The 10,431-nt window shown below is 65.1% G+C and carries 13 protein-coding genes; 2 read left to right on the forward strand and 11 right to left on the reverse strand.

What is annotated here, in order from left to right:
- Window positions 1–182 precede the first annotated feature (182 nt).
- The 11 genes from phnE to phnG all read right to left on the reverse strand — a co-directional run bounded on the left by phnE (window position 183) and on the right by phnG (window position 9,237).
- Window positions 183–914: a phosphonate ABC transporter, permease protein PhnE gene (gene phnE, locus QE494_RS12530; protein ID WP_300043763.1), complete on the reverse strand. Its 732-nt coding sequence runs from the start codon at window positions 912–914 to the stop codon at window positions 183–185.
- A 111-nt stretch (window positions 915–1,025) separates the two neighbouring features.
- Window positions 1,026–1,970, reverse strand: coding sequence for a phosphonate ABC transporter substrate-binding protein (gene phnD, locus QE494_RS12535; RefSeq protein WP_300043749.1), 945 nt, complete (start codon window positions 1,968–1,970; stop codon window positions 1,026–1,028).
- A 38-nt stretch (window positions 1,971–2,008) separates the two neighbouring features.
- A complete protein-coding gene (phnC, locus tag QE494_RS12540) occupies window positions 2,009–2,863 on the reverse strand; it encodes a phosphonate ABC transporter ATP-binding protein (RefSeq protein WP_300043750.1) in 855 nt (284 codons plus the stop codon).
- A 95-nt stretch (window positions 2,864–2,958) separates the two neighbouring features.
- Window positions 2,959–4,113 carry an alpha-D-ribose 1-methylphosphonate 5-triphosphate diphosphatase gene (locus QE494_RS12545; RefSeq protein ID WP_300043751.1) on the reverse strand — a complete coding sequence of 385 codons (1,155 nt, stop codon included), beginning with the start codon at window positions 4,111–4,113 and terminating at the stop codon, window positions 2,959–2,961.
- The gene (gene phnL / locus QE494_RS12550) at window positions 4,110–4,814 is read right to left on the reverse strand and encodes a phosphonate C-P lyase system protein PhnL (RefSeq protein WP_300043752.1); all 705 of its coding nucleotides are present in this window, start codon (window positions 4,812–4,814) and stop codon (window positions 4,110–4,112) included. Before phnL ends, QE494_RS12545 begins: the two co-directional genes overlap by 4 nt.
- A 19-nt stretch (window positions 4,815–4,833) precedes the next feature.
- Window positions 4,834–5,631, reverse strand: a complete 798-nt coding sequence (gene phnK, locus QE494_RS12555) for a phosphonate C-P lyase system protein PhnK (protein WP_300043753.1) — start codon at window positions 5,629–5,631, stop codon at window positions 4,834–4,836.
- 1 nt (window position 5,632) lies between these two features.
- Complete coding sequence (locus QE494_RS12560) at window positions 5,633–6,085, reverse strand: GNAT family N-acetyltransferase (protein WP_300043754.1); 453 nt, start codon at window positions 6,083–6,085, stop codon at window positions 5,633–5,635.
- On the reverse strand, window positions 6,082–6,981 hold the full coding sequence (locus QE494_RS12565; protein ID WP_300043755.1) for an alpha-D-ribose 1-methylphosphonate 5-phosphate C-P-lyase PhnJ: 900 nt from the start codon (window positions 6,979–6,981) through the stop codon (window positions 6,082–6,084). Before QE494_RS12565 ends, QE494_RS12560 begins: the two co-directional genes overlap by 4 nt.
- On the reverse strand, window positions 6,978–8,114 hold the full coding sequence (locus QE494_RS12570; RefSeq protein WP_300043756.1) for a carbon-phosphorus lyase complex subunit PhnI: 1,137 nt from the start codon (window positions 8,112–8,114) through the stop codon (window positions 6,978–6,980). Before QE494_RS12570 ends, QE494_RS12565 begins: the two co-directional genes overlap by 4 nt.
- A gap of 2 nt (window positions 8,115–8,116) precedes the next feature.
- Window positions 8,117–8,734, reverse strand: coding sequence for a phosphonate C-P lyase system protein PhnH (gene phnH / locus QE494_RS12575; protein WP_300043758.1), 618 nt, complete (start codon window positions 8,732–8,734; stop codon window positions 8,117–8,119).
- The gene (gene phnG, locus QE494_RS12580) at window positions 8,731–9,237 is read right to left on the reverse strand and encodes a phosphonate C-P lyase system protein PhnG (RefSeq protein WP_300043760.1); all 507 of its coding nucleotides are present in this window, start codon (window positions 9,235–9,237) and stop codon (window positions 8,731–8,733) included. The genes phnH and phnG overlap by 4 nt, the downstream gene beginning before the upstream one ends.
- A 76-nt stretch (window positions 9,238–9,313) precedes the next feature.
- Between phnG and phnF the strand changes: the two genes are divergently transcribed.
- Both phnF and QE494_RS12590 read left to right on the forward strand, forming a co-directional pair.
- On the forward strand, window positions 9,314–10,081 hold the full coding sequence (gene phnF, locus QE494_RS12585; RefSeq protein ID WP_300043761.1) for a phosphonate metabolism transcriptional regulator PhnF: 768 nt from the start codon (window positions 9,314–9,316) through the stop codon (window positions 10,079–10,081).
- Between the two features lie 4 nt (window positions 10,082–10,085).
- Window positions 10,086–10,431, forward strand: a 346-nt coding sequence (locus QE494_RS12590) for a DUF1045 domain-containing protein (RefSeq protein ID WP_300043762.1), incomplete at its 3' end; no start/stop codon positions are given.

Below are 10,431 nucleotides of genomic sequence, written 5' to 3' on the forward strand. Positions count from 1 at the left end.
AATGCCCCAGGTCATGCAGCAGGCAAGCCACGACGGTTTGGGGCGTCTCGTCTGCCTCCTCGGCCAAGTGCGCGCACTGCAGTGCGTGTTCGAGCTGGCTGATGGCCTCCATGCCGTACTGGCTTTGGCCGCGCACTTCCAAAAGACGATGTATTTCAGGCAGGGACAACGACATGGACGCCTCAGACGTAGCGCTTGCGGATATGGGAGGAGACCAGGTCGATCAGGCTGACCGACACCACGATGATGATCATCACCGCGCAGGTCTCGGCATATTGGAACCCGCGAATGACTTCCCACAGCACCACACCGACGCCGCCCGCACCCACCATGCCAACCACCGAGGCCGAGCGCACATTGGCCTCCAGTCTGTAGAGGGTAAAGGACACCCATAGCGGGAGGACCTGGGGAAGCACGCCGTAGACGATTTCATGCAGCGCCGAAGCCCCGGTGGACCGAATGCCCTCCACCGGCTGCGGATCGATGGCCTCGACAGCCTCGGAGAACAGCTTGCTGAGCGTTCCCGTGGTGTGGATCCACAGCGCGAGAACGCCCGCGAAAGGCCCCAGGCCCACAGCGACCACGAACAACATGGCGAACACCATTTCGTTGATGGCGCGGCAAGCGTCGAGGAAACGGCGCACCGGCTGGTAGACCCACCAAGGCACGATATTGGACGAAGCCAGAAGCGACATGGGGATGGCGGAGACGACCGCCAGGGCTGTTCCCCACAACGCGATCTCCAGCGTTATCACCATCTCCGCGAGGTACAAGCGCCACTGGGAGAAGTTGGGCGGGAAGAACTCCGAAGCGTACTTGGCCATGTTGCCGCTGTCCCGCCACAAGTCCATGGGGCGCATGTCTGCGCCCTTCCAACTGGCTGCCAGCAGCACCAGCAGCAAGCCCCAACCCATGTACCAGGCAAGGCTGCGCTTAGGCGCAGACGCTTGAGTGAGCGCGTGGAAGTTAGCCTGCGACTTCAGGCTGGTGGGTACAGACATTCAAGCGCTCCGAGGAAATCAAACTTACTTGATGGCAGCGAGTTGCTGATCCACCGCAGCCAGCCTGGCCCGCTTGTCGGCGTCGGTCAGGGCCGTATCGGCCTCGATCTTGTTGCGCATGCTGAACAACTCCAGCTGACGAATCGGCTTGAGTTGGTCGTTCGTCGAGGCCTTGAAGCCGGAAAGCTTTCCGATCTTCATGACGATCTCTTTCTCGCGCGCGTCGGTCTTGGCGTAGTTGTAGAAAAAGTTCCGGATCTTGACCCGGGTCGCTTCGGGGACGCTCTTGCTGATGACCATCGGATCCAGCGGAATCAGGGGCGAGGTCCAGACCACCTTGATGTCCTTGAACTTCTCGGGCTGACGCTCGCGGAACTTGTCCAGGTTCTCACTGTTGTTGGTGGCGATGTCGACCTGCTTATTGGCGACGGCCAGGGCATTGGTCTCGTGGTTGGCGCCACGCACGACCTTGAACAGGGCCTTGGGATCGATCTTGTTCTGGGCGAAGACATAGAAGCTCGGGACCAGGAAGCCCGACGTCGAGTTGGGATCACCGTTACCGAAGCTGAGGGACTTGCCATTCTTGAACATGTCGTCAAGGTTCTTGATCGGGCTGTCCTTGTGGGCGATCAGGTGCGAGTAGTAGCCCTGGGTGCCATCGGCATTGACCATCTGCGCGAAGACTTCGCCATTGGCACGATCCACCGCCTCCATGGCAGATTTGTTCCCCATCCAAGCGATCTGCACCTTGTTGAAGCGCATGCCCTCAATGATGCCGGCATAGTCGGTGGCGAAGAAGGCCCGGACCTTAAGACCGGTCTGCTTCTCCATGTCGTCGATCAGGGGCTGCCAATCGGCCTTGAGGTTCTGGGTCGATTCGGTCGAGATGAAACCAAAGGTGATTTCCTGGGCCATGGCGGCGCCAAAACTCAGGCCAATGGCCAGTGCGGCGAAGGCTTTCTTCAACATGGGGATACTCCGTGGGGGGGGTGAGGGTGGCAGCGAGGTCAGGCGACCTGTGCCACAGGGGCGGGCCAGGGCAATACGTTGTTGCTCTGCGTCTTTTCCGGGGATTGCAGCAACTCGCTGCCTTGAAGGAATTCATCGGCCTGCATGCCATAAAGCTCACGCAGCAGGGCAGGCGTCAAGGCGGCCGAGGGGCCGTCATAAACGACACGGCCCTGGTTCAGCGCCACGACACGCGGGCAATAGCGAATGGCCATGTCCACCTGGTGCAGGGAAACCACCACCGTGCGTGCGTCTTCGCGCTGAATCTTGGTGAGGATCTCCATCACCTTGCGGGAGGATTCCGGGTCGAGCGAGGCGATCGGCTCGTCGGCCAGCACCAGGCGGGCTCCCTGAACCAGCGTGCGGGCGATGGCTGCGCGCTGCTGCTGCCCGCCAGACAGGGTGGAGGCGCGCTGGGCATGGCACTCGGCGATGCCCACGCGCTCAAGGGCCTCCAGCGCGCGGCTGCGCTCATGGGCATTGAACCAGCGGGCCAAGCCACGCCACAAGGGCATACGGTGCAAGCGTCCCACCATCACATTGGCCAGCACGGACAGGCGATCGACCAGGTTGAACTGCTGGAACACGAAACCGACTTCGGCGCGGATGGCGCGGATGTCCGGGGCGACGCGGCCCTCGCGCTGCACGCACTTGCCGTTGGCGACGATCTTCGATCCCGGTTGGGCGTCGGCCTCCAGGAGGCCGGCCACCATCCGAAGCAGGGTCGACTTACCGGAACCGGAGGCACCGATCAGGGCCACCATCTCGCCCTGGCCGATCTGCAGGTTAATGTCGCACAGGGCCCGCTTGCCGCCGGCGAAATGCTTGTTTACGTTTTCAATGCGCAAGGACATGATGCGGGCGATACCACTGTGTAAGGACCAGCAGAGTCTGGAGAGGTTTCGTGACAGTCGTTTGACGCTCGCGCGAAATTTCGAAGGCAGCTGCCTCAGATCACGCGTGCGCCTTCGCGCCAGACCGCCCGCACCACCGCGTGATGGCGGCTTTGGGGCAAATCGACCAGGCGCACATGAATCAAGTCGGCGCGCAGCCCGGGCGCGATGCGGCCCCGGTCTGCCAGGCCGGTGGCCTGGGCAGGGTTCTGACTGACCGTCGCCACGGCCTGGGGCAGCGTCAAAATGCCGTCGTCTACCAGCCGCATCACGGCGCTGAGCAAGCTGCCAGGCACATAGTCGGAGGACAGGATGTCCAACAGGCCGTTGCGGGCGAGCTCGGCGGCCGCCACATTGCCCGAATGGGAGCCGCCGCGCACCACGTTCGGCCCCCCCATCACGTTGAGGAGCCCGCGCTCGCGCGCTGCGCGCGCTGCGAGCATCGTCGTTGGGAACTCGGACATGCTGGCACCCTCGGAATGGGCCTGCTCCACATGCGCCAGGGTCGTGTCGTCGTGACTGGCCAAGGCAATGCCGTGGGTGCGGCAGTAGTTGACGAACCAGGCCCGGTGTGGCCCGGCATAGCGCTCCTGCAGCTGGCCGGACAGAGCCACCTGGCGCTCGAACTTTTCCGCAGACCACCCCTTCTTGCCGGTGAAGTAGGTGCGGGCGACTTCAATTTTTTCCCACTGCCGCTGGCCGGGGGTGTGGTCCATCAGGGAGATCAGCGACAGACGCGGATGGTCGTGAAAGGGCTGGAACAGGTCGATCGTGTTGGGCGCCGGTAGCTCGCAGCGCACGTGCAGGTGATGGTCTGCGCGTAGCAGGTCCAGCTCGGTGCAGCTGTCCATGGCGGCGATGACCGCGTCCCAGGTGCTGCCACGCAGGCTGTCCGGGTCGGCGTCGCCCACACCCAGCGCGTCAAACACGGTGGTGATGCCAGCGGCCGCCACTTCGGCATCGTGGGCCAGCAGAGCCGGCATCTCGGCCCACTGCACCTTGGGACGAGGCATCAGGTGCCGCTCGAAGTTGTCGGTGTGCATCTCGACGAAGCCGGGCATCAGGAAGTCGCCGTTCAGGTCAATACACTCCTTGACGGAGGTGGACCCAACGTCCACAGACGCAATCCTGCCGTCTTTCACCTGCACGCTGCCGCGAACCACCTCGTCGGCCAGCACCACGCGGGCATTCTTGAAAACAGTCTGGCTCATGCAGCACTCCTGAATTGCGCGACATTCACGCGGCGCGAAGCCACCTCGGCTCCGACCGACGCGTCGTGGAAGATTCCCATCAGGGCGGCGCCACGGGCCAGGGCCTCGTGAATCAGCTCGATCACCGTCTGGGTGTTGGCAGGGTCAAGGGAAGCGGTGGGCTCGTCCAACAACAGCAGCGGGCGAGGCTTGATCATGTTGCGGGCGATGTTGATGCGTTGCTGCTCCCCGCCGGAGAAGGTGGCGGGCGGCAGCTGCCAGAGCCGCTCGGGAATTCGCAGCCGCTCCAGCCAGGCACGTGCTTGCTCGCGCGCCGGCTCCATGGCGGCGGCAGGATCGGCAGCGTCCTCGACGAGAGACTCGGCCACCACGTCAAGCGCGGCGACGCGCGGGATGACGCGCAGGAACTGGCTCACATAGCCGACCGTGTCACGGCGCATGCGAATCAGCTCGCGCGGGCTGGCCTCTCCGAGCTCAAGAACCCGGCCATCGGCCTGGCGCATCTCGATACGGCCGCTGCTGGCGCGGTAGTTGGCGTAAATCAACTTGAGCAAGGTGCTCTTGCCCATGCCCGAGGGTCCGTCGAGCACCAGACACTCGCCCGGCGTGACCGACAGATCGACGTTGTGAAGCACCTGAAGTTCGGCGCCATTCTGGTTGTGCAGCGTGAAGCGCTTGGACACCTGGTGGAGTTGCAGCATGAAGATGTTTCCCTGCGGTTCAAGGTTGCAGGACGGAGGAGACGAGCAGCTGGGTGTAGGGGTGCTGGGGGTCGTCAAGAACCCGGTCGGTCAGGCCGCTCTCCACCACCTGTCCCCGCTGCATGACCATCATCCGGTGCGCCAGCAGACGGGCCACGGCGAGGTCGTGGGTCACGATGACCACCGCCAGCTGCATCTCGCGCGTGAGCTGACGCAGCAGGTCGAGCAGACGGGCCTGCACCGAAACATCAAGGCCGGAAGTGGGCTCGTCCATGAAGACCAACCGGGGGGCAGTGACCAGGTTGCGGGCAATCTGCAGGCGCTGGCGCATGCCACCGGAGAAGGTGCGCGGCGCGTCGTCGATGCGCGCGGCATCAATCTCCACGCGGCGCAGCCAGTCCTGGGCGGTCTCGCGCAAGCGGCCGTAGTGGCGCTCGCCCAGGCCCATGAGGCGCTCGCCCACGTTGGCGCCCGCGGACACGTCCATGCGCAGACCCTCAGCCGGATTCTGGTGAACGAAGCCCCAGTCGGTACGGGCCAGCAGGCGCTGACTCGCCTCGGACATGGTGTGAATGTCGTGTAGCTGTTCGTCGCGTCCCAGGAACTCCACCTGTCCGGCGTCCGGGCGGCTGCGCGCGGCAATGACATTGAGCAAGGTGGACTTGCCGGAGCCAGACTCACCGACCACGGCCATCACCTCCCCCGGCCAGAGCTCGAAACTGGCATCCTCCACGGCGACGCGATCGCCGAAGCACTTCTTCAAACCGCGTACCCGGAGCAGTGGCAGCTGGGGCAAGGTGGTGTCGGGAGGAGTCATATCAAAGCTCGATGAGGAAACTGAAGCCGTGCCGCTGGAAGCCCAGGGATTCGTAGAAGGCATGCGCCCTCTCACGCTTCTGGTTAGAGGACAGCACCAGCTTGTAGCAACCGGCCTGGCGCGCCAGCTCGCGGGCGTGGGCCATCATCTGGCGCCCGATGCCCTGGCCCTGCTGCCCGGGGTTGACCACCACATCCTCGACGATGGCCGAGGGCGTGCCGAGATGGCCCAGGTTGTGCATCACCAGGAGGGCAAAGGTACCCACCACGACCGATGGGTGGGCTTCGTCACTGGCCACGTAAAGGTGGTAGCTGGGATAGCGGGCGAACTGGTCGAACAACTCCGTGGCCTGCGCGAGGGACAGGACACGGCCATCGTCCATGGCCGGCTGCGCGTACAGCGCCAGCACGTCAGGCAGATCTTCGGCAGTGGCCTCGCGGATGCGCAGGTTCAAGACGCAGGCCCCTTGGCGCCCGCTTCGTCCTGGCGGTCCTTGCAGTAGTCGGAGTCAGAGCAGACATGAAGCCTACTTCCGGCGTCGTCGGTGATCATTTCGTCGAGGAAGGTGTCGGTGGCGCCGCACAGGGCGCAACTGGCGTTCCACTTCTGCACTTCGAAGGGATGGTCCTCGAACGCCAGACTCTCCACCCGGGTGTAGGGCGGCACTGCGTAAATGCGCTTCTCACGGCCGGCGCCGAACAACTGGAGCGCCGGGTTCATGTCCATCTTGGGGTTGTCGAACTTCGGAATCGGCGACGGCGACATGATGTAGCGGTCATTCACCATCACCGGGTAGTCGTAGGTGGTGGCGATATGGCCGTAGCGCGCGATGTCCTCGTAGAGCTTGACGTGCATCAGCCCGTACTCGGCCAGCCCGTGCAAAGTGCGCGTCTCGGTTTCCCGCGGCTCCAGGCGCTGCATGGGCTCTGGCACCGGCACCTGATAGACCAGAATCTGGCCTTCGGTCAGGGGCTTCTCGGGAATGCGGTGGCGCGTCTGGATCAGCGTCGCTTCCTGCGTGCGGTTGGTGGTTCGGACACCCGCTGTTCGCTCAAAGAAGCGGCGAATGTTGACGGCGTTGACGGTGTCGTCCGAGCCCTGGTCGATCACCTTGAGCGTGTCATCCGGGCCGATCACCGAAGCCGTGACCTGGATGCCGCCGGTGCCCCAGCCATAGGGAAGCGGCATCTCGCGCGAGCCAAAGGGCACCTGGTAGCCCGGAATGGCCACGGCCTTGAGGATGGCGCGGCGGATCATGCGCTTGGTGCGCTCGTCCAGGTAGGCGAAGTTGACCTCCGGCGCCAGGTCCGGCGGCAGCGCTCCGGAGGGGATGTCGTTCACGGCGTTCATGCGCCCTCCGGCGATGGCGTGGATGGTTGCGCCGAATTGGCAAGGGCCTCGGCTCGCATGCGGCGCACTAATTCCAGCTCGGACTGGAAGTCCACGTAGTGCGGCAGCTTCAGGTGCTGCACGAAGCCCGAGGCCTCCAGACTGTCACTGTGCGAGAGCACGAACTCCTGCATCTGCGCCGGCGCTTCGATGGCTTCGCCCAGTTCCTCGGCACGCAAGGCGCGGTCCACCAGGCTCATGGCCATCGCTTTGCGTTCACTGTGACCGAAGGCCAAGCCATAGCCGCGAGAGAACTGGGGCGGCTCGGTCTTGCTGCCGCCGAACTGGTTGACCATCTCGCACTCAGTGACCTCGATATCCCCGATGGACAGGGCAAAGCCCAGTTCCTCAGGTTCGATATGCACCTCCACCTGCCCCAGGCGAACCTCGCCGACGAAGGGATGGGTGTGCGAGTAACCCCGCTGCGTGGAATAGGCCATGGCCAGCAGGAAGCCCTCGTCGCCGCGGGCCAAATTCTGCAAGCGCGTGGCCCGGCCAGCCGGGAAACGCAAGGGCTCGCGCGTCAGGTCTTGGGGCGGCGCGTCGTCTGCGGGCGGCGCGAAGGTTTCAATCAGGCCCTCTTGATTGAGCAGGTCCACCACCCGGGGTACCGATTCGCTCGCGGCGGGGGTGGCGGGAGCGGCCGCGACAGGCGTCGCCGGGCCGTCCTGGGCTGAGGCCGAGGCCGTGGCAAGCAGCGTGAAGTCCAGCAGGCGCTGGGTGTAGTCGTAGGTGGGGCCCAGCACTTGGCCGCCGGGCAGGTCCTTGAAGGTGGCCGAGATGCGCCGGTCAAGCTGCATGCGTGCGGTGTCTAACGGGCAGGTGCTGCCCAGGCGAGGCAGTGTGGCGCGGTAGGCACGCAGCAGGAAGATGGCCTCGACCAAGTCGCCGCTGGCCTGCTTGATCGCCAGCGCGGCGAGCTCGGGGTCGTAGACCGATCCTTCGGTCATCACCCGGTCCACCGAGAGTTTGAGCTGCTCGCGGATTTGCGCAACGCTGAGTTCAGCCTGCTGCGAATCACCCCGCCGCTGCTCGGCGAGCAGGCGGTAGCTGTTAAGAATGGCGGTTTCCCCGCCTTTGACGGCCACGTACATGGTCAGACCTCTGCGGCGTGTTGGAGACGGGTGGTACGCGGCAGCCCGACGATCTGCGTGGGGGAGGCGAGAAACACATCGACCCCGCGGGGGAAACGCGCGTGGTTGTCCTGCCACTGTGACTCGAAGCTGGCTGGCAAGCCACGCACCTGGAGGTGACGCTCGCCCGCGATGCCCGGGCCTTGCAGTGTCCAGCCGGGGGTGTCGCCCCGCAGGCTCTCGACTTCGACCACACAGGTGGCCGACTGGTCTGGCCAGGTGTCAGTGCCCGGGTTCAGGTCCGCCAAATCGGGCCAGTCTTCGCCCTGGCCGAACCAGCAGAACTGGGCCTGGGACAAATCTGTAACAAGGGGGCAACCAGTGTGAAAGCGCAGCCAGGCGGCAGCGTCACTCGCGGCCAGCGAGGGCGAAAGCCACAGGCGTGTGTCGGCGTCGAGCAAGCCGAGCAGAAGCACGGCTGCAGTCAGGTGGCCGCTGCGGGGAACGGCAGCGCCGACAGGCATGTCGACCGGACGACCCGGATGCGACAGGGCCTGCAGCGCCGCGCGAAACACCGCCTGGCTGCCGAAGGCCTCATGCTCGAAGCCCGGGGCAAGTGTGTTCAGGTCAGGGGCGCTCATTCCTGATCCTCCGCTTCGTCACCGGCGGCTTCACGGGCCATGGTGAGGAAGTCCACGCGGGTGGACTGTGCGCGCTGGCGGCGGCGGGCCTCCTGCTCCCTGAGATGCTGGCGAATCGGCTCGAGCAGGCTGGCCTCGAGTCGCTCGTACCATTGGGCGTCCTGAAGCAGCGCGTCCGCCAGGGCGGCCAACTGCACCTGCCTGTGGCTGCGACCCAGGATGTAGGCCACGCCCACCGGGGCATCGCTGCCGGCGTCCCCCAGACGCAGGGCACATCGGGTCACGGTAATTTCGCCGAGGTTGAAGCGTTCACCGGTGCCACCCGCACGACCCTGCACCATCATCAAACCGGTTTCCGGGCGACGCAGCCATTGCTGTGAGGTGGGCAGGTGCTCGGCCAAACTCTGCTCCAGCAGCGGCTGTGGCGCCCGGGCCAGCAGGGCCATCCAGTCCTGGCGGGCTGCCGGGCGCGAAGGCCCGTCATTGTCAAATGCGTGAAACATCTCGGTGGCACCCTGTTAGTTGTCTATACAACCATGCAACATGGGAAGGAGCTTAGGCAGCCCCCGTGTAGCTTTCATGACAGACACCACGACCCTCTCGACGACGACAGCGCCCGATGGAACACAGGCCCCGGAGCGGGACCGCTTCTGGCTGCGGATTGCCGAGGAACTGGCGGGCGCAATCGGCCGGGGTATCTACCCGCCTGGCGAGCGACTGCCCTCGGAGCATGTGCTGGCGCAGCAGTTCGGCGTTCACCGGCACACCATCCGGCGCTCTCTGGCAGACCTGGGCCAGCGGGGACTGGTGCGCTCCACCCAGGGCCTGGGCACCTTCGTCGAAGCTTTTGCAGTGGACCTGGTGCTGGGCCGCCGCACGCGGCACCGACAAAACCTGGCGCAGGCGGGGGTACGCGGCGGCTTGCGTGTGCTGCAGTCCAAGGTGATGAATGCCGACGACGATCAAGCGCGGGCGCTGGACATGGGGCTAGGCCAGCCCCTGCTGTGGCTGCTGACCCTGGGCGACGGCGAGGGCCACGCCCTGCATGTGAGCGAGCGCTGCTTTCCCCTGCCCCGCTTCGAGCGCCTCGCTGAAGGCGTGAGGGAGAGTGGCTCCATTACCTTGGCGCTGGCCGCGCACGGCGTGGAAGACTACCTGCGCCAGGAAAGCCGCATCAGCGCCCGAATGCCCTCGACCGATGTGGCGCAGATGCTCGAACAGCCCGCCAACCGGCCGGTGCTTCTGGTGACCAGCCTCAACGTCGACATTGAGGGCCAGCCGATCGAATACGCCCGCACCTGGTTCGCGGGCGACCGTGTGACCCTGACCGTGAACCACGAGGACTGAAACAATGCAGGCAGCCCCTTACCGATGCGCCATCTACTTCGCGCCCGACCCCAACAGCCCCTGGGGACAGGCGGGCAGCCAGTGGCTGGGGCGCTGCGCAGCCACGCAGCAGCGCCTGACCTTGCCCCACATCGAAGGGCTGGCCCTCGAAGTGCACACATCACTGACCGACGACCCGCGACGCTATGGCTGGCATGCCACACTGAAGGCGCCCTTCACACTGGCACCGGGTCAAGACATCCACGCGGTGCTGGCCGCCATGCAGCGTCTGGCCGGCGAGTTCTCCGCCTTCGATTTGCCGCCCCTGGCGGTGGACCGCGGGGGCCATTTCCTGGCCTTGCGGCCTCTGG

The organism is Ramlibacter sp. (genome assembly GCF_029866045.1).
GTDB lineage: Bacteria > Pseudomonadota > Gammaproteobacteria > Burkholderiales > Burkholderiaceae_C > Ramlibacter.